Source organism: Pediococcus pentosaceus ATCC 25745 (assembly GCF_000014505.1).
Taxonomy (GTDB): Bacteria; Bacillota; Bacilli; order Lactobacillales; family Lactobacillaceae; genus Pediococcus; species Pediococcus pentosaceus.
Genome location: NC_008525.1, coordinates 904506 through 928441, shown reverse-complemented (window position 1 = coordinate 928441; position 23936 = coordinate 904506). Strand labels below are relative to the sequence as shown.

Genomic DNA, 23936 nt, shown 5'->3' with positions numbered 1-23936 from the left:
CACATCTCCACTTTGTTATCTACCTATTAATTTTACCAAATGTTTACCTTCTCTACATAGAACAATTGTTTTATTTAAGGTATCATTTAATTTGGACCAAAAAGGAGTATCGTCGTGGAAGAAATTATAAAGAGTAGTAATTCAAAAATAATTTTAATTGGCGAACATAGCGTCGTCTATGGACAGCCTGCAATTGCATTACCAATCCGTAATGTTAAAACTACGGTTAAAATCCAACCAACTAATGGCGACATTCAAATCAAAAGTCGCTATTTTAATGGGTCTCTAAAGGATATCCATAGTAATCTACTTGGTATTAAAAATCTAATTAAACAAACTTTAAACGAGCTTAATCGCCCCAATACTAATTTATTAATTACCATTGATAGTGATGTTCCAGCCGAACGCGGAATGGGCTCTTCAGCATCGACAGCAGTTGCTCTAGTACGGGCCCTATACGCGTATTTTGAACATCCCTTAACGCGAACGACCCTTCTAAAAACTGTCGATATTTCAGAAAAGATTATTCACGGAAAGCCTAGCGGGCTAGATTCTGCTACTGCAAGTGCTAATAATCCAATCTGGTTTAAAAAAGATGGTACCATTAAGCCATTACCAATCAACGTCGACGCTTACCTCATAATTAGTGATTCGGGAATTAAGGGTAAAACGAGTGAAGCAGTCGAAATCGTTAAAAATAAGCTTCGATTTGACTCTGACAGTAGACTTTTAATCGAAAAATTGGGAGAATTGACTAGTCAGACTGCGACTGTCCTCCGTCAAAATGATGTAAGTACGTTAGGGAAAATTTTAACTGAAGCACATACTAACTTACGTCAATTGGGAGTCAGTCACCCTGCTGTTGAAAAATTAATTAAAATTGCTAATGATTCAGGTGCGCTTGGCAGTAAATTAACTGGCGGTGGTTTAGGAGGATGTGTGATTTCACTTGCTCCTAACCTTCCAGCTGCTGAAAAAATTAGTCAGCAACTTACTGCTGGCGGAGCCACGGCCACTTGGATTGAAAAACTTTAAAAGTAGGTTTCGATACGTATGAATGAAAAACATGGTTTTGCAAGAGCCCATACTAACATTGCATTACTTAAATATTGGGGTAAAATTAACTCGGATTTAATTCTACCCGCTAATGACAGCATTTCTTTGACCCTCGACAAATTTTATACCGATACTGAGGTAACCTTTTCGGATGAATACACTAGTAATCTTTTTTATCTAAATCATCAATTAATCGATGTTAAAAAGATGCAACGTATTAATCGCGTCCTAGAAGCGGTTAAAAGTGAATTTGGTTATCAAGGTTTTGCTAAAATTGAATCTGAAAATCACGTTCCTACTGCCGCTGGCTTAGCCTCCTCAGCTTCAGGCATGGCTGCTCTAGCCGGGGCCGCAGTGAGTGCTTTAGGTTCACATACTGATTTAACTAATCTCTCACGACTAGCACGTTTAGGCTCCGGTTCAGCTTCGCGCTCAGTTTTCGGCGGGATTGTGCATTGGCATCGCGGATATGATCATCAAAGTTCCTTTGCCGAACAAATTGTATCTGAAGACCAAATTGATTTAAATATGGTTACTATCGTCATTGATCGACGCCAAAAGAAAGTTAAAAGTACGCTAGGAATGCAACATACCGCTAGTACTTCGCCTTTCTATCCTGCGTGGGTGGAAGCTACTAACCAAGCAATTCCAGAAATGATTAGTGCTGTACAAAACAATGATTTTACTAAAATTGGTGAATTGGCAGAACACAGTGCAGCCATGATGCATGCAACGACTTTATCTTCTAAGCCTGCTTTTACCTATTTTGCACCTGAAACCATTCAAGCGATTAAGTTGGTTGAACAACTGCGTGAAAGTGGAATTGAGTGTTACTACACCATTGATGCCGGACCCAACGTTAAAGTTCTGTGCCAATCTAAAAACATTACGCGGGTTAAGCGGTTCTTTGCCAGCTACTTTGATCAAGATCAATTAGTCGTGGCTAAGCCTGGTAGTGGAATTAAATTTACTAAAAACTAAGAGGAATTTTAAATTGATAACAGAAAAAGCTCCCGGAAAATTATATATTGCTGGTGAATATGCCATTGTCGAACCTGGCAATAATGCCGTGCTAGTGGCAATTAATCAATTCGTCACTGCCAGCCTTGAACCTAGTAAATTAACCGTCGGAAATATTATTTCTAAACAATATCAAAATAATGTTCTTTCCTGGCGACGTCGTGGTAGTGAATTAGTGGTTGATAACCGGGACAACCCTTATCACTATATCCTTTCAGCTATTTCGATTATTGAAGAACTAGCTGTTTTGCTTAATCGTAAATTAAAAACTTATAATTTATACATCAATAGTGATTTAGATAGCAGTGATGGTAAAAAATATGGTCTAGGAAGTTCTGCGGCCGTAACCGTCGCCACCATTAAAGTTGTGGCCAAATTTTATAATATTCCGTTAACTAAAGAACTACTCTTCAAACTTGCATCAATTGCACATTTAGATGTGCAAGGAAACGGTTCTTTGGGAGATATTGCAGCTAGCGTTTATGGCGGTTGGATTGCTTACCAATCTTTCAATCGAGACTGGTTAAACAGTATGCGTCGTACTAAAGATTTAGAAACAATTTTAAGAACGCCTTGGCCTCAATTAAAAATTGAATTACTCACTCCTCCATCAGATTTACGCCTTTACATTGGCTGGACAGGCTCCCCAGCCTCCACTTCTGATTTAGTTGATCAAGTTGCTACAACCAGTTATCAAGAAACGGATAGCTATCATGAGTTTTTGACCAAAAACGCATCTTGTATCAATAAGATGATTGATGGTTTTCGTGATGCTGATATTACAGTTATTCAACGTGAGATCACTAACAATCGGCACCTATTACAAGAGTTAAGCTTATTTAGTGGCGTTTCGATTGAGACCACGACGCTTACCAACTTTTGCGATATTGCTGAAAAATTTGATGGAGCTGCTAAGTCTTCTGGTGCCGGTGGTGGTGATTGTGGCATTGTCATTATGCCCAATTCCACGAAGACAGCAAAAATGTTTGCTGAATGGGAGAAACATGATATCAAACCCCTTGATTTAGATGTTCACCATGTCACAGAAATTAATTAGGAGTTGTCATGAAAAATATTCATTCTCATCGTAAAGATGAACACATTTCATTGGCTGAAAAATTTTACAGCCCGACTGCCAGTGCTGGGTTTGATACAATTCGCTTATTACCAAATGCATTACCTGAAACAGGAATTTCAGAGGTTAGTTTAGAAACTACCCTGGCAGGGCTAAAAATGCCCCTCCCCTTCTTCATTCAGGCTATGACGGGTGGAAGTGCCTACACCGCCAAATTAAATGCACGGCTTGCTAAAATTGCGCAAGAAACTGATTTAGCGATGGCCGTTGGCTCTCAATCAGTCGCTTTAAAATATCCTGAACTAGCAGACACATTTAAAATTGTGCGAGAAACTAATCCCCAAGGATTGATTATGGCGAATGTTGGGGCGGATGCTAGTGTTGCTAAAGCGCAGGCAGCTGTAGACATGCTTCAAGCGAACGCCCTACAGTTACATATCAATGTTGCTCAGGAGCTAGTTATGCCTGAGGGTGACCGTACCTTTGATTACCTAGATCATATTGCTGAAATCGTTTCTAACCTGAAAGTACCCGTGATTGTTAAAGCGGTCGGTGCGGGAATGACTCATCAAGATGCCCTCGCCCTAAAAAAAGTTGGCGTAAAGTTTATTGATGTTGGTGGTCGAGGCGGTACTAACTTTATTCAAATCGAAAATGCTCGTCGTCACACTAAAGATTTTGATTTTATGACATCGTTTGGTTTAACAACGGTAGAGTCACTTAAATCAATTACGGTTGATGGCTTGTCAATTACCGCTACTGGCGGTATTCGTAATTCAAGTGATATTATTAAAAGTCTGGCTTTAGGGGCTGATAACGTGGGAATTGCGGGCTACTTCCTCCATCAGCTACTCCACCATGACGATGCATTTATGGTTGAAATGATTGAGCAGATGAAGTACCAACTAAAGAGCCTCTTGGTACTGTTGGGCGTTAAATCTATCAACGAACTTTCTGAGAAAAATTTATTTTAAAAGTGTCGTTAAATATGTTTTCGATTTTGTCGGGGCATATTTTTATGAGCATCAAATATGATTTAATTACAAAAAACTCCGTACTGTTATTATTCTCACTAATAACAGCGCGGAGTTTTTTTATCTTAACAATTTTATTAGAACACAACTAATTTAAGCATTAATCAATAGCTCACCTTATCCTTTATGACGAACCACCGGTTGAATCGACCACAGTAGAATGTCCATTAACAAACTTATCATAATAAAGGGAGGCCAGAAGAATACAATAAACAATGCAATAATATTTAAAATCAGCGATGCTATCTCTGTAATGTATAAATGCTTCAACCTATCATTGATTTTTAAAACTTCATTTCTCACCATTGAGAAAGAAATGTTGTAAACAATGACGTTGACAGCGTACAGCCAAGCTGCCGTTGATGAGTAGATGTCTGAACCGAACCAAGCTGTGGTAGCTGGTAATAAAGTTGCCCAAAACAATAGAAATATATTGGTATATAGAATTTTATGATTTACCGTTTTCACATGAAGAAATAAATTATGATGGTTAACCCACATGACTGCTAGTATTGTAAAACTAACGATATATGCAAGAAATGAAGGAGCAATGGCAATAATCGCTCGCATCGAATGATCATCTGTAGGTAGATGTATATCTAATACTAAAATAGTCATTATAATGGCAATTACGGCGTCCGTAAAAGCCTCAAAGCGTTCTTTATTCATAATAAATTGCATCCTTTTTAATCAATTTTTTATACCACAATTATAACATTTGTCTATTAAGTCAATAAATACCCATCAGTATCTAGTAGCCGACATATCAAAAAAGTTCCTCGATATCTAAAAAATCCCCCAGAATTGGAGGATTTTATCAATTAATATTTGATGTTTAGTAGTGGGTTATTTTTAATATCATCAATGGTTTTAGTACCTGCTAGTTGCATCACAATTTCAAGTTCATGGTCTATATGTTCAAATACAGATTGAACCCCTTTGGCACCACCTAAAGCTAATCCATAAATTACTGGACGACCCAAAGCCACGATGTCTGCGCCACTAGCCAAAGCTTTAAATACATCTGAACCACGACGTACACCACTATCAAAGATAATTGGCACCTGCTTATTAACGGAGGTAGCGATATCTTCCAAAACATCAAAAGATCCAGGTCCCCCGTTTAGCTGACGACCTCCATGGTTTGATACATAAATGCCGGCTGCCCCAGCATCAATTGCTCGAATAGCATCCTCAGGAGTTTGAATTCCTTTAACAATTACGGGTAATTGTGTGTAATCAGCAATTCTTCTAACATCTTCCGGTCTTATATTTTGAGCTGCAGAAGCGTAGATTTCTTCAATTCCTTTTCCTTGACCATCACCCTCGGAAAACTTAGTTAAGTTAGCCATTGGAAGTGGAAATGCAAACTTATTTTTAATATCAGCTTCTCGATAACCATCAACAGTGGCATCTACGGTCAAAATAATTGCTTTAACATGAGCTTTTTTAGCCTCATCTAGCAAGCTCTCATTAAAATTCCAGTCCTTACTCATGTAAAGCTGGAAAAATTGAGGAGCACCTTCACCAGCAGCTGCCGTATCAGCAATAGAAACTGATGAATATGTGCTTTGTGCCATTAAGCCTCCTACTGCGGCAAGACCTCTAGCTGTATCTTTTTCACCTTGTGAATGTGCTAAGCCTTGAGCTGCAGCTGGCGCCATCATCACTGGAGTATTCAATGGAATTCCAAAGATTTCTGTATTTAGTTCTGGTTTTTCAATTCCACTCAAAGCTTTGGGCGCGATTTGTCGATGCTGGAATGCAGTTCGATTTTGTCGGAGAGTCCATTCATCTTCAGAACCACCAGAGATATATCCAAACCCACCAGTTGGAATAATCTTTTCGGCTCTTTCTTCCAAAGACTCCAAATTTAAAATGTCAATTTTTTCTTCACGATCACTTTGTTCATAACCATTAATCATTGTCATAATATATGCCCCCATCCAAATCACTACTAATTTTAAGATTAACTATTCTAAAATTTACTGATAGCAAAGAACAGAATAGTAACAGATTTCTACTTGCTATTTCACTTACTTATTGTAAGTTAATCGTTAATTAAATGCAAGTATTAATCTTTGAAAAAGCTCATTAGTTGTAATAAACTGACGTCGAGATGAATTGATTATTAAACTAACACCCGTTTTGACAACTAAATTAGACTAGTTTTAGAGTGATAACCAAATCTTTCAAATAACTAGAGAGAAGGAACGTAATGAAAATTAAGAATGATTTAATTTACGATGAAATTCACGCTTTAAAAGCTGACTTATACCAACCTGATAATGCTTCTAAGGGCTTGATTATTGATATCCATGGCGGAGGCTGGTTTAGAGGTGACAAAGCTAAAGATCAAGATTTAGCGGAAGCTTTGGTAAAGGACGGATTTTCCGTTATTGTTCCTAACTATCGATTAACTCCAGACGCTTATTATCCAGCACCTTTAGACGATATGGATACTTTATATCACTGGATTAAAACTTCTTCAAAATTGTTTGATAGTGATCGAATTGCCGTAGTTGGTTCATCTGCTGGTGGAAACATGGCTGTCGAAATGGGAATTAAATATGGACTCCCGATTGTTTCTTTGTCTGGGATTCTTGATATTGATGATTGGTTAAATGAGCATACTGCCGTAATTGCTCAACCTGATCATAAACAAGATTTTACAAATTCCAAAAGTTCTGAAATAAACCAGACTGGTCAAAACGACGCTTTTTATAAATGGTTTGTTACTAATTATTTTAACGGAAACTCAGATCAATATTCACTAGCAACCCCCTACAAACATGTCAACAGTCAACCCGGACCGATGTTTTTAGCAAACTCATTAAATGAATTTGTGCCAACAAGTGGTGTTTTAGAAATGGCAAAAATTTTAACTAGTAAAAACGTTCCCTACGTGGAATGGATGTTACCTGGTACTCAGCATGCAAAAGGATATCTAGAAATCGTATATCCTACTGTTTTAAATTTCCTCAATCAATATATCTAGCTCTCGATTAAAAATAATTATTACTTTAACAGACTTATCAGGAAGATATATAAAAAACTACCTTGAAATTTATTCAAGGTAGTTTTTTCAATTCAAAGTACTACTAATTTTACGTCCAAAGTCAGTATGGTCAAAATTATCAATAATTTGTTTTAATTCTTGATATTTTAGACTAGCCCCAAACAGTGGACTACCAGGTTCAGTCATAATTCCATCAGTGAGCTTATAATGAACCACTTGGTCAAATCCCATTGAATCAACAAATTTTGTTACTTCATCAACAGCTGCATGATTATCACCCGTAACGAACAAAGCCTTGCGTTTAGGGTCACCTTTTGGTAAAGCCTCTTCTTGAAGATTGTGGTATCCCATATGATTAAACGTTTTGACAATAGTACTGTCCTTAAAGTAGTTTTGAACTTGCTCACTAGAAGTTAAGGTTGGATCTAGGACCTCCTCGCGAATGCCATCCGTTTCCCACCAGTAGTTCATCGCATCAATCACTAATTTACCTTTAAGTAACGTAGGATCGATATTTTTATAACGGCTTAGTGGAATTGCTAAAATGATAATGTCACTATTAGCGACCACTTCGGCATTTTCAGAAGCAATGGCGCCTGGAACCAGAGTACTAATTGTTAAATCAATTTTATCAACTGAACCTGACCCTGAAATTCGTACTTCATAGCCGGCCTTTAAGGCTAACCCAGCTAAAACAATCCCCACTTTACCGGCACCTAAAATTCCGACTCGTTTAATGGTCATTATTCTGCGCCCCCTTTGCTTTTTAAAATCTCTTTAACTCTAGGGATGACTTTTGTGGCATATAGTTCAATCATACGCTCACGTTGTGCAGCGGTCTGATTACCAGCACCATACACTAAGTCAAAGCGACCTAAATTAAGTAAATCTATGGTCCGAGCAATTCGTTGCGCAACCGTTTCAGGATCACCCACATAAAATGAACCAACTTTAGTTTCACTATCAAATTGTTCACGACTCATAGGAGCCCAACCACGGGTAAGTCCGATTCGATCAAAATTCGCTTTAATATTTTTAAAAGCTACTTCAACGGCTTCATGATTGTCATCTGCAACAAATCCATGAGAGTGAACCGCAATTGGTAGATCTGGAGTCCCAAATTTTTGGTTAGCTTTGTGATACAAATCAATATACGGTTTGAATCGATCAGCTTGGCCGCCGATAATGGCAATTATAACTTTATAACCAAACCGAGCGGCACGAATAATCGATTCAGGAGAGCCACCAATTCCAATATAAGTTTCCAGCTTACCCCTCTCTGTCTTAGGATAAACTTCCTGCTCCTTTAAAGCTGCTCGGAATTTTCCCGACCATGTTACGGCTTTTTCTGTACGTAATTTATCAAATAGTTCTAGTTTTTCATTGAACAAATCATCATAATCAGTTAAATCATATCCAAATAAAGGAAATGATTCGGTAAAGGAACCCCGACCAAGCATCACTTGTGCTCGTCCATTAGATAAGCCATCCAGTGTGGCAAAACGTTCATAAACTCGAACAGGATCATCCGAACTTAAGACTGTTACGGCTGTAGCTAGTTTGATCTTTTGAGTTACGGATGCGATTGCAGCCAAGACAGTTTCAGGACTAGACACACTGTAATCAGGGCGATGATGTTCACCGACTCCAATCACATCGATTCCATACTTATCAGCAATTTCGCCTTCGTGAACAATTTGTCGAATCGATTCAGCGGCTGATTTTAAACTACCATCTTCATTGGCAACAATATCACCAAAAGTTTCAATTCCAAATTCTAATTTATCTACGTTTACCATGATTAATCCCTCCATTTACTTACTTTTTGTAAGTTAATAAAGTTAGATTAATACATTTGTCGCAAAAAAGCAACATTTAATGCTGATAAACTTAAGTCATATTGCCATAGTACTTGTAAATATTTAATAAACGTTATTTTAATTTTTGCATTTAAATAATAGTTTTATGTCCTTCTAAAGCATTTACGTATTAATTAATTTTAAAAATTTATCAAGGATTTCGTAATAACTGCTTCACAAAAATGTAACATTGATGTAATATTTATGAAATAAAAGTGAAATAGAAAGAAGCCAATAAAATGCAAATTAATAAGAAACGTAAACTAGCATGGAGACTAGGAATAGCTTGCTTAATATTAGGTATTCTAATAATTCAACAACTCTATTATCAATCGACACATTTTTGGACAAATACCACGATTGATAATATCAATATTAGCCACCTCAATTATCAAGAGGCAGTTAAAAAAATTGAGAACCAACGGGTGACGCCAAGTTATACTATTAACGATCCCCAAAACAAGAAGGTGTTAGCTAGTAAAAAGTTTAATAACATTCCAGTTACCGATTATGAAACGCAATTGAAGTATCGACTAACTGAACAAAGGAATCGACTATGGTGGTCGATTAACCATAGTACCAAAGAATTTAAAGCTTTAACTTTATATAAAAAAAGCGCCCTGCTTTCTGCTATAAAAACAGATCAACCGTCTTTACAAAAACATTTAGAAGCAATTAATGCTTCACGGACCATGCCACAAAATGGAAAAGTAATGATCCAAGATGGAAAAGTTTCTTTATTGTCCGCTCACTCTGGTAATCAGATATCGGTAAATCAGACCGTGGAAAAAGTTAGTGATAAACTTTTAAATACACCTAATAAACACGTTGAAATCACTGCCCCATTACTTTCTGAAACATGGAGTGGAAAAACCACGGCTAAAAAAATCAGATTACTATTAAAAAAGCAGTTTACGTTTCGAGCTAAAGGACACCAAATTACTGGTCAAGTAAGTGATTTAATAGAAAATGGAACGATTAGTAAAGATGGTCCATCAATCGACTTAAAGCCCGCCTATAAATTCATTAAGCGTTTTAACCATAAATACACGCTTTCTGGAGCACAAAATTTAACCTTTACAACAGTCCAAGGCAAACAGGTATCTTTTAGTAACGCTGAGGGCACTCTAGGTTGGAGTTTAAATACGGATAGTGAAGCACAACATCTTATCCAAAGTTTACTGGCAGGAAAAAATAATGTTTCAGCTAAAAACTTCAATCAGGCTAATCAAACGCTAAATCAAAAAAATTGGCATAAAAAAATAGCTAATTCCGATCATATCGAAATAGATTTAACGCATGAACGACTATATTTAGTACAAAATCAAACAGTGGCGCAAAAAATTCGGATTAACACTGGATCTCCCAAAATTAATATTGCTACCCCAACAGGCGCTTATTTCATTAAATTCAAAATTGCGCCTATAACTATGCGAGGTTATGAAAAAAATGGAGAACCTTATAAATCTTACGTGCCACAAGCAGACAATTTAACCGATGACGGGATATTTATTCATTCCGCTCCATGGGTACAAGCCTCTGTATTTGGTAATCCTAGTCAGCGTTACAATCATGGCTCTAACGGTTGTATCAACGTTCCACCTAAGGATATGGTGAAACTATATCAAAAAACAACCGTAGATGAACCAGTAATTATCTATGGACAAGGTTAATCCGTTTGGAATCTATCTCCAATTAAACATATAAAAAATAAAAGAAGGACATCCCTAAAGGACGTCCTTCTTTTATTTTTTATTTAATTTTTAGTTCGCTACTAACCGCCTTAGTGAGATCTTCCACTAATTTTTCTCCACTTTGTTCGGTTTTATTTCCAGTAGACATTATCGCAATCGTACAGCTATTCTGACCAGTTCCAATCTGTCCCATACTATTAATAATCCATTTACCATTTGGCATTTGCTTCCAACCATTTTTCAAACAAAAATGCTTAGAACCGACTGATATCCCCCAGTTTTGGTCTTCAGCTACATGACCCATCAAATATTCAATATAACTTCTTGAAGTATCACTAATATAATTGCTTTGATAAAAAATTATATTAAGTGTTTTAATTTGATCAAGCGGTGTCGTAGCCGTCAACGCCCATCCAGTGGTCAAAGCTACCGATCCATCCATTCCAACATTACTAAAGTACCTAGCTAAGCCACTATACCCACCAATTTGATTATAAACATTAGTAGCCGCATCGTTGTCACTATACTCCATCATCTTTTGGATCACAGCTTGTTCGTTAACATCTAGACTCTGACCAGCTTTATGTTTCTGATGCAAAAGTTCTACTAAAAAATCGGCTTTAATAATACTAGCAGAAGGATAAGTGGTTCTTTTACTATTAGTTGTTTGATAAATACGGTTATTCTTTTTTGAATAGACCGCGACGGATACTTCTGCATCAGTATTTTCAAGATAAGGACTTAACCGTCCGTTTAAAACTTTCTCATCATTGACCTTAGGCGTAGTTTCTTTAGTTTTTTTAATAAGATTTCTTTCGGCACGACTAAATGCACGTTCTTCCTTTTTTTGCTTTGCGATAAAGTCACTGCGCATTGCATTAACAGTATGAATGTCATTGATTTTTACTGCTTCTAGTATTATCGATACTATCACAATCAGTACCAAGAGTGCTTCTAATAAAAATAGAACCAACCCTCGATTATTAAATAGCTTTTTCAATTCCTCAACCATAGGTATCGTATAGCCTCGCTACTTTAAATTTACTCTTCTCACTTTATCGGATATAACATCAGTACATTATAACTATATACCCGATTAGTGTAAATAATTTTTTAGCACTTATCTAAACCTTTGAAGACCTACGATAATGAAAATTGATCCAGTAATAATTAAGATTCCCCAGTCTAAATAAACTTTTATTATTAAAATAAAACTAACTAAAAGAGCAACACTAATGCTGTAACCATTTAGTTTGAACCAATTAAACATTTTTGTAATATATCCCCTTTTTAATAAAAAAAATAATCAACTACTCATTCAGCACCTAACTATACCGTTTACTTAACCATCCTAGCATTAAATTACGATTCATCCCCGTTTTTATTGTGAGATTTGTTTTTCAAAGTATTATCTTAAAAAGCTAAAAATAAAAAAGAGCCCTAAAATTAGCTTAACCAGTCCTAATTCTAGAGATCATTTTTTAAATTAATTTTTATTCACTTTAGTAAATCAAAAGTTCATCCGTAACCCTTTGGGATAGAAGTTTTTAACCGTACCTTGTACTAACTTACCAGGTCCAACCACTGTGTCATCTACAGCTACGGCTACCCAACCTTTACCAGCAGTAGTTGTCGACAGAACGTCGCCATGTACATATTGACGCCACTCCTCAGCTGTAATTTTAACAACTTGTTGGAATTCATCAACGGGGAGGGCCATTAAAAGGCTCTGGCTGGGTTCAAAACGATTTTTCTTAAATTCTCCCAGCTCTAATCCAGGCTTGATATACCTTAATCCTTCTAAATCTAAACGCTCACTTTGATAATATAAGCGATCTTTTTGAACCATTAAATGAGCTAAATCGAAATAATTTGAATCTTTCAAAAACGCTTTAGCAAAAGTCTCCCACAATTTCACCTGGGTCTTGTTTAGGGACTTTGAATTACTTGATTGTTTCTTTTTCTTCTTAGCTCGGGGCTTTTCAGTGGGCGTCTCCATCCCGTGATTGACCAGTTTTGCCATAAAATGTCCTTCACCCTGAAAATGATGAGGGAATAAACGTACCGCCTTGGTTAGTTCTGGATTGCCGTCGGCCCACTCCGGACGCCCTGCATCCATGTCATCTTGTTTAGGGACATCCACCAATGCTAGATTTTCGTAGTTATCTAATAACCAAGCGATAATTTGTTCATCTTCTTCAGGAGCAAAGGTACACGTCGAATAAACTAAAGTTCCCTTAGGGGCCAACATCTTCATCGCGCTCTTTAAAATTTCTCTTTGGCGATTAGCGCACTCAGATGGGTAATCTTTATTCCAATATTCCATGGCTGCAGGATCTTTTCTAAACATTCCTTCCCCAGAACAAGGCGCATCCACCACAATCACATCGAAATAATTGGCAAAACGATCTTCCATTCGATCAGGTGACTCATTTAAAATCACCGCATTCTGAATACCAAAGCGTTCAACGTTCTCAGCCAAGATTTTAGCTCGGCCTCGATTGATTTCATTAGAAACTAATAACCCTTGTTGATCCATGAAACTAGCTAAATAAGTAGTCTTTCCACCTGGTGCGGCGCACAAATCTAACACTTTTTGACCTGGTTTAGGATGGGCAAATTCACCGACCAGCATGGCACTTGGTTCCTGGCTGTAAACCAGTCCACTTTGATGATCGATGGTTTTCCCACGTACTTTACCAAAATAGCCCCAAGCTGAATAACCCACAGATTGTTGCATTGCATGTTCATGAAGATGTCCGTGATATTTAAGCGGATTAATCCGAAATCCCTTTTGAACAGGATTATCGAAGCTCGCTAAAAAAGCTTCGGCTTGATCCCCAAGTAATTTTTCATATTTTTCCTTAAAATCAACTGGTAGTTGCATTTTTAAATATTCCTTCTATTCTTTATTCATTCGCCATAAAACTGGACTTAATTATACAGAAAAAAAACGGGTTGAGCCACCTTAACAATTCATTTAACTTCCTAAAGTACTCTAGTTTTTTAAATTTAACCATGTTAACTTATAAGTAATACAGAAAATAGTAAAAGGAGCGATCAAATGCATCAAAAATTAATCACTCTTGATTTAGATGGCACCACCTTAAATTCAAGTAGTCAACTCTCACCTCAAACCATTAAAACTATCAAAAATGCCACGGCAGCTGGACACATCGTTTCCATTGTTACGGGACGACCTTATCGCATGGCTCGCGATATTTACGATGAACTTAGCCTTAAAACGCCGATGGCGAATTTTAATGGGGCTTTAACACATATTCCTCACCAAAAATGGGATGGTGAATATTCCAGAACCATCAACAAAGCGGTCGTCTACGATCTGATGAAGCATAAAGATGACTACGGTATTCAATTACTTGCGGTTGAAAGTAAAGATTCATTTTTTGCGGATCATGCGGCTCCCGCTTCATTTGAATTTTTTCCTCATGAAATTTCCAATGACCAAATTTTAACCGAAAAAACGTTAAGAACTAATCCAACTTCAATTACGATTTTAGTGGAACCTAATAGTGCTCAAAAAGTTAAAAATCAATTACTACACTATTATGGGGAATATATTACTGTCGGCGTTTGGGGCGGACCCCAAAGTGTTCTGGAAATCGTTTCTAAAGGTATTCAGAAAGCCAAGGCGGTGGCCTACTTAGCAGATTACTATCATATTGATCGACGGGATACAATTGCCTTTGGAGATGAACATAACGATGCTGAAATGCTAGATTATGTTGGCCGTGGAGTGGCAATGAAAAATGCTACGGACCAAATTAAAGGAATTGCTAATGATATTACTGAATTTGATAATACCGAAGATGGTGTTGCAAAGTATCTCAATGAATATCTCGGTTTAGCCGAGTAAAAAACTTCAAAATCACTGATCTTTCAGTTGATTTTGAAGTTTTTTTATTATTTTTCGTCGCTCTTTAAAGTTCCGGCAACCGAATAATGATTTTTTGACATTTCATTTAGCACAACATGCACGTGTTCTGCTGGAGCCCCCGTGTTTTTAACGACGGCTGCGGTAACGTCTTTAACTAGTCCACGAAGTTGGTCTTCATTCCGACCTTCGATTAAATCAATATGAATTAATGGCATCTTTATTTCCTCCTTAAATTATCCATTTAAACCCATATATATATTCTCATGAAACAGAAATAATTCAAAGTACTTTTCTGTGTGATAAACTATGATTAAGTAATTTACGGAAGAAGGTCCTTATTATCGACAATAAATATTCTGCATGTACAAGTTTTTTAGCTGGTAAAGCAGCTACGGCTGATGGATCAACCATCATTGCGAGAAATGAAGATGCTAAATCAGCTTGGCCCAAGCATTTTACCGTTCATCCTCATGATGAAGCAGCTAATACTGAATTTAAATCTAGTGATAACCAATTTACGATGCCCCTTCCCCCAGTGCGAGGAAAATATACCGCCACTCCGGAATGGACCACTGAATTCGGCTTATTTGAAGAAGATGGTATCAATGAATATGGGGTAGCAATGAGTGCCACCGAGAGTGCCTACACTAATAATCGAGTCCTCGGTTATGATCCCTTAGTTGAAAATGGAATTGGTGAAGAGGCAATGGTTACAGTTACTTTGCCCTATATCAAATCTGCTCGGGAAGGTGTGAAATACCTCGGCGCTATTATTGAAAAATATGGTACCAACGAGACTAATGGAATTCTTTTCTCCGACGCTAATGAAGTTTGGTATATGGAGACTGCAGGTGGACACCAGTGGGTTGCACAACGGATTCCAGATGATAGTTATGCGGTAGTTTCTAACCAACTTTCTATCCAAGAAGTTGATTTTGAAGATCCAGAAAACTTTATGTTTAAGGCTGATCTTAAACAATTTGTTGCAATGCATCATTTAAATCCCAACCCAACCAGTTTTAATTTCAGAAACATTTTTGGTTTAAATGATCTTTCTGATGAATATTACAACACTCCTCGTGTTTGGGAAGGACAGCGGATTCTTAATCCAGAAATTATCCAAAGTCCAGTTAGCCATGACTTACCATTTATTCGTAAGGCCAGCCGATTAATTCAAATTGAAGATGTCCAACAAATTTTAAGTTCTCATTATGAAGGAACGCCATATAACCCAGTTGGAACAGGCTCAGAAGCTGAAAAACATCGTTTCCGTCCTATTAGTCTTCCAGCTACTCAAGAGTCTCACATCTTACAAATTAAGCCTAATCAACCTATTGAAGTTGGTGGAATCCATTGGTTAGCCATGGGGGTTGCGGCTCAAAGTGTATATGTGCCGTTTTTTGCAGGGATGTCGGAAACGCCTGAAATGTATCATCATGGAGCTAAAGTTTACACTGCCGACTCTGCCTATTGGGTTTTCAAACTGGCTGGTGTCTTAACCGATGCGCATTATAAGGAGTTCGTAAAAGAGTTAAATACAACTCGTTCAAAAGTTAACATTCAAATGCGGAATCAACTGCATGATTTTGAACAACGAGCTTTAGAATTATCCGATACAACCGCCCTAGAAGAATTATTAAATCAAGCTGGAAACGAAATTAGCGCTACAGCAATTCAGGCTTTTCAAGCCTTAAGTGCCAACTTAATTACTAAGTCAACCGACTTATCACCATTATATTACCAACACAATGAAGAACTTTAATCAATCGTTTAGGAGCGTCTCTTCTGAGGCGCTTTTTATGTTTTTAAATTAAATCTGATTAAAATTACATTACCTCGATGAACTGGAGTTGGACATTATTATAAATAAACTTGTGCATGACAAAATCATGTGGATTGCCTTGGGCGTATTTTTAGTTAGTTGTCTGCTAAGCCCTTTACAGTTAGGTGACATTAATTGGAAAACCATTTTTGCTCTATTTGCTTTAATGGTGGTGGTTAAATGCTATGAAGAACTCCATTTATTAAGTTTTGCCGCTAGTGTATTAATTCAAAAAGCCACCAACACTCGCCAAATTGTAGGGATGTTGGTTTTACTATCTTTTTTCAGTGCCATGTTGTTAACCAACGATGTCGCGATTATTACCTTACTACCACTTTTATTTATTATCAGCGAAAAAGCACACCTAAAATTGGTTATCCCTACTATTTTAATTACCATGGCAGCTAATTTAGGAAGTATGTTGACTCCTATGGGTAATCCGCAAAATCTCTTTATTCTAAACTACTATCATTTGAGCATTATCCAGATGTTGACAATGGCTCTAGCAATCAGTTTAACCAGTCTTTTATTTTTAGCTAGTTGCTTGCTTTTAGTCCCTAAAACCCCACTTCATGGTGTGACTATTAACGTTCCTGCAATTAATCTTAAACAAACCATCATTGCTGGGTTGGTTACCGTGATCGTCTTGTTAGGAGTCTTCTCCATCTTGCCTCTTGAGGTTATGCTCATTAGTGCAATTGGTTTAGGACTGTTAATTAATCATAACGTGTTCGATAAAGTAGATTATGGCTTATTAATCACCTTCCTGTTCTTTTTTATGGCAGCGGGTAATCTAAGCCGCTATCCGATTCTTACACAGACCCTGCATCAATTACTACAATCCAGTACTTCAATCTATCTTAGTTCAATTTTTAGTAGTCAAATTATTAGTAACGTACCTGCCACCATTCTCCTTTCCAAGTTCACTAATGACGTTTATCCTCTCTTTTTGGGCGTTAATATTGGTGGATTAGGAACTCTAGTGGCTTCACTAGCTAATTTGTTAGCCTACAAACAATTCCGTATTCGTCACTCAGAGCCTTTCATGTTACGTTTTTCAATTTTAAATTTGGTCGGTTTGGTACTTTTAGGCCTAGTCGGTCGGGTATTAATTGTCTTTTTTGGATAAATAAAAAACCTCAAAATTTATAAATTTTGAGGTTTTATTTTACTTTTTTTGATGTCTACCAATGCTAGTTGGACGTTTTTGACGTCGTTTTTTCCAAATAAAATAGCCGCCAACTAGTAGAATCAAAACTACTAAGAAAGTCATCATTCCACCATGGCTATTTCGATATTCAATATCTGAACCACTATTTGAATCAGATTTAATTGTAGTAATAATCCGACTTTTTTTAGCTTTATGAACTTTTTCTTCCGAACTGCTCTTACTGCTGCTCGATGAAGAATCTTCTTCGTCCGTGTCATCACTATCATCGCTATTATAATTATCATAAGAATTAGTTGCTCTATTAGGTTTAACGTAGTAATAATAAGTACTTTGCTTACTACTTACTCGTGAACTAGCCTTAGATGTACTATCAGATTTGGCACTAGACTCGCTATTAGTTTGCGAACTCGCTTTATCATGGTTGCTATTAGTTGACACTGATGAACTAGCTTGGTGACTCGCCGAGGTGCTTGTATTAGAATTGGTGGCTCCACTATTATTCGGTTTAGTTGATGTTGAAGAATTATTAGTTACTGGTTTAGAACTACTAGTTACTGGTGCAGAACTTGACTGCGTATCAACTGCCGGCTGATTTTTTTCAGGCATGACCTTACTCCCCCGCTGTAACTTAAAAATTAAATTTCTGAAAAATTCATATTACTATTTTAGCATATTTATAATCCGAGAAACCTCAACCGGTACTATATTTTATAGTTCGGTTAACAAAAAAATGAATTGATATATTTTTACAATATTTTTTAGCTTAGTTTAACCTTTAAGGTTTGGTCTGATATAATTTAATACAGTGACTACTTATGAAAAGGAAATTATTATGAACGAATATAAAGATTTACAAGATCGTCAAGCCCACATTCGAAACTTCTCAATTGTGGCCCATATAGATCATGGAAAATCCACGTTAGCCGACCGAATTCTTGAACTAACAGAAACGGTTGCTAAGCGCGATATGCAAAATCAATTACTGGATACCATGGATCTTGAACGTGAACGTGGAATTACTATCAAATTAAATGCTGTTGAATTACACTATACAGCAAATGATGGTGAAAAATATATTTTCCATTTAATCGATACCCCAGGACACGTAGACTTCTCCTATGAAGTATCTCGTAGCTTGGCCGCCTGTGAAGGCGCCGTCTTAGTGGTCGATGCAGCTCAAGGAGTGGAAGCACAAACTTTGGCTAACGTTTATCTTGCTATCGATGATGATTTGGAAATTGTACCAGTTATTAATAAAATTGACTTACCTGCTGCAGATCCTGAACGGGTTAAAAATGAAATCGAAAATGTAGTTGGCTTAGACGCCAGCGACGCCGTGATGGCTAGTGCCAAACAAGGCATCGGAATTCCCGAATTACTAGAACAAATCGTTGAAAAAATCCCGGCTCCAGATGGTGACCTAGATGCTCCCTTACAGGCATTAATTTTCGACTCGAAATACGATGATTATCGTGGAGTTGTTTTGAGTGTTCGTTTATTTGAAGGGATGGTTAAACCTGGCGATAAGATTAAGTTGATGAATAGCGGTTCAGTTTACGAGGTTAACGAAGTGGGTGTTAACTCTCCTGATCCTTTGAAGCGTGACTTTTTAATGGCTGGGGATGTCGGTTACTTAACGGCCAGCATTAAGGACATCAAAGATACTCGTGTTGGTGATACAGTTACATTGGTCAAGAATCCTGCGGCGCAGCCTTTAGAAGGTTATCGTGAAATGAGTCCAATGGTTTATTCTGGTCTATATCCTACCGATAATGCTAAATATAATGACTTACGTGAAGCACTTGAAAAACTACAACTAAATGATGCCGCCTTGGAATTTGAACCTGAATCTTCGCAAGCCTTAGGTTTTGGTTTCCGTTGCGGATTCTTAGGTCTACTTCACATGGACGTGGTTCAAGAACGATTAGAACGAGAATTCAACCTCGACTTAATCACGACGGCACCATCAGTTACCTACCGCGTCGAAATGACGGATGGGTCTGAAAAGATTGTTGAAAATCCTTCTGAAATGCCTGATGCTTCTAGCATTAAAAATATTAAAGAGCCTTACGTAAATGCTAGTATTATGGTCCCTAATGAATATGTCGGTGCTGTAATGGAATTATCGCAATTCCGTCGGGGAATTTTCGATACAATGGATTACATCGATGAAAACCGAGTGAACGTTAAGTATGCCCTTCCCCTTTCAGAAATTATCTTTGATTTCTTTGATAAGTTGAAGTCTAGCACTCGTGGTTATGCTTCGCTCGATTATGAACTCGGTGAATATAAAGTTAGCGACCTGGTTAAGATTGATATCTTATTGAATGGCGAACGAGTGGATGCTTTGAGTTTCATCTCTCATCGTGACTTCGCGCAACAACGGGGTAACGAAATTACCGCTAGTCTGAAAGAAATCATCCCTCGTCGAAACTTTGAAATTCCAGTCCAAGCTGCAATTGGAAATAAAATCATTGCTCGTACCAACATTCGAGCTTATCGTAAAGATGTTACTTCCAAGATTCACACCGGTGATCCTGACCGTCGTGCTAAATTGCTGGATAAACAAAAGCGTGGTAAGAAACGAATGAAATCCGTTGGTAAAGTTGAAGTTCCTCAAGAAGCCTTCATGACCGTTTTGAAGACTGATACTGAGGGAAAAGGCGGTAAATAAGGATTATTGAGTTTGAAAAAATGCCATAAATGTTAATTTTCCTGCGAATTTCCTGCATAACTCATTTTTTAGATGTTTTCGCAGAAAATAAATATAAAACAAAAAAGCCTATCTAATCATTAATTTGACTAGATAGGCTTTTATTTTGTAATCGATTATTTTTCCTACACCTGTAGTTTAAGTGCTTTTGAATCAGCTACTATACCTTTAATAGAAACATACCTTATTTTTATACTGCTTTCGTTTACATTCTAAGGTTGTTCTTTTACTTGATGTTTTGATCACGCTCATAGTTCACACGCTTAAGTCTTATTAATTCCCCCAAAGTTTTGTTTTTCTGCTTGCAATTGCTTCTTGGTTTCAGCGGTTAAATCATTCCTCACTTGTGTCTTGTTCTTCTCACTACTCTGTTATCCTTTTCGTGCATTTTCTGTCATGATAGACCATTCTTTTTTAGTCTTGTTTGGGTTGCCTTGTAAAGTTTTAAGCCATTGACATGTTTTGAGCATAAAAAAGAGCGGTCTAACGTCGTGTTCAGGACGGTTTTAAATTATTTTTTCGTTTTAAAACTTTTATAAACTTACTCTACTATCTGTTGCCTTCATTATACATTTTCACAATTTTAAATTGACTATCCTGTTCGTAGATAACTTATTATTTTTCTATATTGTATCGCTAGTATTATGTATTTCAGAGGAGACCGAGTATGCATTATATTTAGTAGTTGTTCCTACCGTTCTTCATGATAGTTTTTTGTAGGAACAACTACTATAGAAAACTAATGTATTGAAGAGAAGCTAATGTCAGAAAATATCAAACCAAGAACTGATAATAAGCCTGCTAGAACTTTCCACGAAGTTGGGCCTCGTGGAGGTTTTGTTTCCAGAGTTCGTATATATTCGAAACTGCGATCGATTGCCACCCACTCCGAAACCTGAAAATAAATGATCGAAGTGACAACTTTAAATTACGCGGTACTCTCGAAGTTAATTCGAGGATATTTTTATTTTTCTTCTAGAAAAACAATATGTTCTTCTAAAAGAATCTATTTGTAACCAAGACTCGACATATAATTTACTATCTTCGTAATATTTATTAATGTTTAATTATCATTAGTTTCTCCTAAAACAATCATTACGTAAGTATTTGTGTATCTTAGTTTGTTTTTTGTTAAATAACCAATCAGGATTGTTCTCTCGTTGCGTATTCCCTTTACATTCCTCTTCATTTTTGTAAGCCTCTTCATTGTTGACCTAAGTACAATACGTCATCTATTACATTTTTACTTATTTCATGTATACTCTAGTTAAAGAAGGTGTTCACAATCAATTACTATAATGTTTTACTGCATACTATAATCGAGAATTCTAATACGAGACGACCTACTATTGTAGATCCTTCTAAAATTCGCCAACGCTCTAATTTAGATAATCAAACATTTGTTGAAGCTTTAGTTTCGCTTGAAAAACTTGGATATATTGAGCTATGTTACAGAAATAAAAAATTAGTCGGTATTTTTATTACTACTTTAGTTCCAATTAAATAAATTTCTTGGTAATAACCTTTTTTACTAAACATTTTTATCTTTTCTTGTATAATATCTATTTGAGAAGGTGCATCAAAAATGAATATAAATACTCCGAACGAGTTGCCTCGAGTAGATATTATCGATAGATCTAAAAATCGTTTATACGCTAGGCATGAATATTCAAACGGATTAATATTAGTTTCAGAAATAACGCCCGGTAATTTAAAAGTATCATCAAACTATAAACTTTTAAAAGAATCCGATGGTACATATAGTCCTGACTTTGATTCACCAAACTTCGATTTTTACGAATGTCCTCGTGTAATCTAAGACAATAATAATCATTTAAAACAACGTAATTGATACGTTGTTTTTTAATCTCTGACTAAATCAACTAAATCCTTTAAATATGAGTAGTAAAAATAGTTGAAGTGAATGCTAATAACTGTTACGAGTAGTCCAATATAAAGTAATACTTTTCCACTCTGGCGATTTGCAACGGTTCGATTCCGTTAGTGGAATTAAAAATTTATCTCTATAAAAATCTAATTTAAAAAAACCGATATCTGAATATATTGTAAAATTTATAAAGTCTTACTTATACCCCAAAATAGTATTTCTAATTAAATCCTTCACCGTATTTTCTAAACATTTTAAATCTTAGCTTAATACTGTCCCTCAATAATAATCGTTTAATCCCGCTAACATTATGAATATATGTTTCAAAACATATTATTATGTTTAAATAAACAATCATGATATATTTCTTCCTGTACTATGTTGTTTTATATAATGTAACTTCGTTTTTCACTTAAGAAAGAGGTGTCTTTATGTTTAAACATACAAGAAAACTGCAATACAATGCCAAACCAAATCATCCAGACCCAATCATGGCCAGACGCTTACAGGAGGCGCTTGGTGGACAATGGGGGGAAACTACAGGGATGATGTCATATCTTTCGCAAGGTTGGGCATCAACTGGTGATGAAAAATATAAAGATTTATTATTAGATACTGGTACAGAAGAGATAGCTCATGTTGAAATGATTTCAACAATGATTGGATATTTACTTGAAGAAGCACCATTTAGTGCTGAAGATTTAAAAAGAGATCCATCATTAGCAGTAACTATGGCAGGTATGGACCCAGAACACGCTCTAGTTCATGGTTTAAATGCTAGCCTAAATAATCCCAATGGCTCAGCATGGAATGCAGACTATGTAACATCAAGTGGTAATTTAGTTGCTGATATGCGATTTAATGTCGTCAGAGAATCAGAGGCTAGGTTACAAGTCAGCCGACTCTATTCTATGACTGAAGATGAAGGTATTCGTGATATGTTGAAGTTCCTGTTAGCCCGCGAAACTCAACACCAACTTCAATTTATGAAGGCACAAGAAGAACTTGAAGAGAAGTATGGAGTCATCGTGCCTGGTGATATGAAAGACATTGAACATAGTGAATTTAGTCATGTTCTGATGAATTTTTCAGATGGTGATGGTTCAAAAGCTTTTGAGGGACAAATCGCAAGAGATGGAGAAAAATTCACATATCAAGAAAATCCTGAAGCTATGAGTAGCATCCCACATATTAAACCTGCTGACCCCAAATTACACAATGATCAAGGGTAAATAATTAAAATTTTAATAAGCTAGTACCTTAAAATTTATGTCCAGGAGGAAATATAAATTTTAAGGTACTTTTTAATTTGCTCTAACAATTAATCATTCATAATTTTTATCCAAATAAAAAGGACGATTCTATTTAGAATCATCCTCAAAATATTATATAAAATAGCTAATTACTTATGTGTAGCTTTTAGAATCCAAGAAACTATAGCTACTAGAATAACAGCGCCAATAATTGATGGTATTAAAGCCATACCAGCTAATGAAGGTCCCCAAGTACCCAATAAGCTTTGTCCTAGCCAAGAACCAACCAAACCAGCAACAATATTGCCAATCCAACCAGCAGGCATGTCTTTACTTGTAAGAGCCCCGGCAATAACACCAATAATAGCACCTACAATCAATGTCCAAATAAGTCCCATCTGTTCACGCCTCCTTCCCTAACTAAGTAAAATTAA

Annotated in this window: 20 protein-coding genes; 11 read left to right on the top strand and 9 right to left on the bottom strand. The window is 36.5% G+C overall.

All coding sequences use genetic code 11. The annotated features are described in order from the left end of the window. Positions 1–114 precede the first annotated feature (114 nt). From mvk to fni, 4 genes are read left to right on the top strand one after another with little or no spacing between them, the layout of a single operon-like run. Entirely contained in the window at positions 115–1035 is a 921-nt protein-coding gene (mvk, locus tag PEPE_RS04485) for a mevalonate kinase (protein WP_011673349.1), read from the top strand. A gap of 18 nt (positions 1036–1053) precedes the next feature. Continuing rightward, positions 1054–2037: a diphosphomevalonate decarboxylase gene (gene mvaD, locus PEPE_RS04480; protein WP_011673348.1), complete on the top strand. Its 984-nt coding sequence runs from the start codon at positions 1054–1056 to the stop codon at positions 2035–2037. 13 nt (positions 2038–2050) lie between these two features. Beyond that, the gene (locus PEPE_RS04475; RefSeq protein WP_011673347.1) at positions 2051–3133 is read left to right on the top strand and encodes a phosphomevalonate kinase; all 1083 of its coding nucleotides are present in this window, start codon (positions 2051–2053) and stop codon (positions 3131–3133) included. 8 nt (positions 3134–3141) lie between these two features. Further along, the gene (gene fni, locus PEPE_RS04470; RefSeq protein ID WP_011673346.1) at positions 3142–4125 is read left to right on the top strand and encodes a type 2 isopentenyl-diphosphate Delta-isomerase; all 984 of its coding nucleotides are present in this window, start codon (positions 3142–3144) and stop codon (positions 4123–4125) included. A 177-nt stretch (positions 4126–4302) separates the two neighbouring features. Here the strand turns inward: fni and PEPE_RS04465 are convergent, their stop codons facing one another. Beyond that, positions 4303–4854 (bottom strand): TMEM175 family protein, encoded by a 552-nt coding sequence (locus tag PEPE_RS04465; RefSeq protein WP_011673345.1) that lies wholly within the window; start codon positions 4852–4854, stop codon positions 4303–4305. 152 nt (positions 4855–5006) lie between these two features. Then, complete coding sequence (locus PEPE_RS04460; protein WP_011673344.1) at positions 5007–6116, bottom strand: lactate oxidase; 1110 nt, start codon at positions 6114–6116, stop codon at positions 5007–5009. Positions 6117–6403: 287 nt separating this feature from the next. Between PEPE_RS04460 and PEPE_RS04455 the strand changes: the two genes are divergently transcribed. Beyond that, positions 6404–7183, top strand: a complete 780-nt coding sequence (locus tag PEPE_RS04455; RefSeq protein ID WP_011673343.1) for an alpha/beta hydrolase family protein — start codon at positions 6404–6406, stop codon at positions 7181–7183. A gap of 87 nt (positions 7184–7270) precedes the next feature. Here PEPE_RS04455 and PEPE_RS04450 read toward each other — a convergent pair whose 3' ends face one another. Next, positions 7271–7951: an NADPH-dependent F420 reductase gene (locus tag PEPE_RS04450; RefSeq protein ID WP_029257941.1), complete on the bottom strand. Its 681-nt coding sequence runs from the start codon at positions 7949–7951 to the stop codon at positions 7271–7273. Then, positions 7948–9003, bottom strand: a complete 1056-nt coding sequence (locus tag PEPE_RS04445; RefSeq protein WP_011673342.1) for an LLM class flavin-dependent oxidoreductase — start codon at positions 9001–9003, stop codon at positions 7948–7950. The genes PEPE_RS04450 and PEPE_RS04445 overlap by 4 nt, the downstream gene beginning before the upstream one ends. Before the next feature lie 299 nt (positions 9004–9302). On the opposite strand from PEPE_RS04445, the gene PEPE_RS04440 reads away from it, so the two are divergent. Further along, complete coding sequence (locus PEPE_RS04440; RefSeq protein WP_011673341.1) at positions 9303–10736, top strand: L,D-transpeptidase family protein; 1434 nt, start codon at positions 9303–9305, stop codon at positions 10734–10736. A gap of 79 nt (positions 10737–10815) precedes the next feature. Here the strand turns inward: PEPE_RS04440 and PEPE_RS04435 are convergent, their stop codons facing one another. Then, complete coding sequence (locus tag PEPE_RS04435) at positions 10816–11769, bottom strand: serine hydrolase (protein ID WP_011673340.1); 954 nt, start codon at positions 11767–11769, stop codon at positions 10816–10818. A 498-nt stretch (positions 11770–12267) separates the two neighbouring features. Next, positions 12268–13644 carry an RsmB/NOP family class I SAM-dependent RNA methyltransferase gene (locus PEPE_RS04430; protein WP_011673339.1) on the bottom strand — a complete coding sequence of 459 codons (1377 nt, stop codon included), beginning with the start codon at positions 13642–13644 and terminating at the stop codon, positions 12268–12270. 177 nt (positions 13645–13821) lie between these two features. On the opposite strand from PEPE_RS04430, the gene PEPE_RS04425 reads away from it, so the two are divergent. Continuing rightward, positions 13822–14634 carry a Cof-type HAD-IIB family hydrolase gene (locus PEPE_RS04425; protein WP_011673338.1) on the top strand — a complete coding sequence of 271 codons (813 nt, stop codon included), beginning with the start codon at positions 13822–13824 and terminating at the stop codon, positions 14632–14634. 47 nt (positions 14635–14681) lie between these two features. Here the strand turns inward: PEPE_RS04425 and PEPE_RS04420 are convergent, their stop codons facing one another. Continuing rightward, a complete protein-coding gene (locus PEPE_RS04420) occupies positions 14682–14870 on the bottom strand; it encodes a 2-hydroxymuconate tautomerase (protein ID WP_002833641.1) in 189 nt (62 codons plus the stop codon). Positions 14871–14995: 125 nt separating this feature from the next. On the opposite strand from PEPE_RS04420, the gene PEPE_RS04415 reads away from it, so the two are divergent. Continuing rightward, positions 14996–16417, top strand: coding sequence for a C69 family dipeptidase (locus tag PEPE_RS04415; protein WP_145992624.1), 1422 nt, complete (start codon positions 14996–14998; stop codon positions 16415–16417). A gap of 88 nt (positions 16418–16505) precedes the next feature. Next, positions 16506–17606 carry an SLC13 family permease gene (locus tag PEPE_RS04410; RefSeq protein ID WP_041526963.1) on the top strand — a complete coding sequence of 367 codons (1101 nt, stop codon included), beginning with the start codon at positions 16506–16508 and terminating at the stop codon, positions 17604–17606. A gap of 39 nt (positions 17607–17645) precedes the next feature. Here PEPE_RS04410 and PEPE_RS04405 read toward each other — a convergent pair whose 3' ends face one another. Further along, positions 17646–18254, bottom strand: coding sequence for a hypothetical protein (locus PEPE_RS04405; protein ID WP_011673335.1), 609 nt, complete (start codon positions 18252–18254; stop codon positions 17646–17648). 226 nt (positions 18255–18480) lie between these two features. Between PEPE_RS04405 and lepA the strand changes: the two genes are divergently transcribed. After that, positions 18481–20322, top strand: coding sequence for a translation elongation factor 4 (gene lepA / locus PEPE_RS04400; RefSeq protein WP_002833634.1), 1842 nt, complete (start codon positions 18481–18483; stop codon positions 20320–20322). Positions 20323–22680: 2358 nt separating this feature from the next. Continuing rightward, positions 22681–23481 carry a manganese catalase family protein gene (locus PEPE_RS04395; protein ID WP_002833633.1) on the top strand — a complete coding sequence of 267 codons (801 nt, stop codon included), beginning with the start codon at positions 22681–22683 and terminating at the stop codon, positions 23479–23481. Positions 23482–23651: 170 nt separating this feature from the next. Here PEPE_RS04395 and PEPE_RS04390 read toward each other — a convergent pair whose 3' ends face one another. After that, positions 23652–23900, bottom strand: coding sequence for a GlsB/YeaQ/YmgE family stress response membrane protein (locus tag PEPE_RS04390; RefSeq protein ID WP_002833632.1), 249 nt, complete (start codon positions 23898–23900; stop codon positions 23652–23654). Between the last annotated feature and the right edge of the window lie 36 nt (positions 23901–23936).

Coding starts and splice junctions, on each gene's coding strand:
- fni (WP_011673346.1), top strand. CDS start 3,142: ATGAAAAATATTCATTCTCATCGTAAAGATGAACACATTTCATTGGCT.
- mvaD (WP_011673348.1), top strand. CDS start 1,054: ATGAATGAAAAACATGGTTTTGCAAGAGCCCATACTAACATTGCATTA.
- PEPE_RS04420 (WP_002833641.1), bottom strand. CDS start 14,870: ATGCCATTAATTCATATTGATTTAATCGAAGGTCGGAATGAAGACCAA.
- PEPE_RS04435 (WP_011673340.1), bottom strand. CDS start 11,769: ATGGTTGAGGAATTGAAAAAGCTATTTAATAATCGAGGGTTGGTTCTA.
- PEPE_RS04455 (WP_011673343.1), top strand. CDS start 6,404: ATGAAAATTAAGAATGATTTAATTTACGATGAAATTCACGCTTTAAAA.
- PEPE_RS04445 (WP_011673342.1), bottom strand. CDS start 9,003: ATGGTAAACGTAGATAAATTAGAATTTGGAATTGAAACTTTTGGTGAT.
- PEPE_RS04390 (WP_002833632.1), bottom strand. CDS start 23,900: ATGGGACTTATTTGGACATTGATTGTAGGTGCTATTATTGGTGTTATT.
- PEPE_RS04425 (WP_011673338.1), top strand. CDS start 13,822: ATGCATCAAAAATTAATCACTCTTGATTTAGATGGCACCACCTTAAAT.
- lepA (WP_002833634.1), top strand. CDS start 18,481: ATGAACGAATATAAAGATTTACAAGATCGTCAAGCCCACATTCGAAAC.
- PEPE_RS04430 (WP_011673339.1), bottom strand. CDS start 13,644: ATGCAACTACCAGTTGATTTTAAGGAAAAATATGAAAAATTACTTGGG.
- PEPE_RS04465 (WP_011673345.1), bottom strand. CDS start 4,854: ATGAATAAAGAACGCTTTGAGGCTTTTACGGACGCCGTAATTGCCATT.
- PEPE_RS04405 (WP_011673335.1), bottom strand. CDS start 18,254: ATGCCTGAAAAAAATCAGCCGGCAGTTGATACGCAGTCAAGTTCTGCA.
- PEPE_RS04440 (WP_011673341.1), top strand. CDS start 9,303: ATGCAAATTAATAAGAAACGTAAACTAGCATGGAGACTAGGAATAGCT.
- PEPE_RS04460 (WP_011673344.1), bottom strand. CDS start 6,116: ATGACAATGATTAATGGTTATGAACAAAGTGATCGTGAAGAAAAAATT.
- PEPE_RS04395 (WP_002833633.1), top strand. CDS start 22,681: ATGTTTAAACATACAAGAAAACTGCAATACAATGCCAAACCAAATCAT.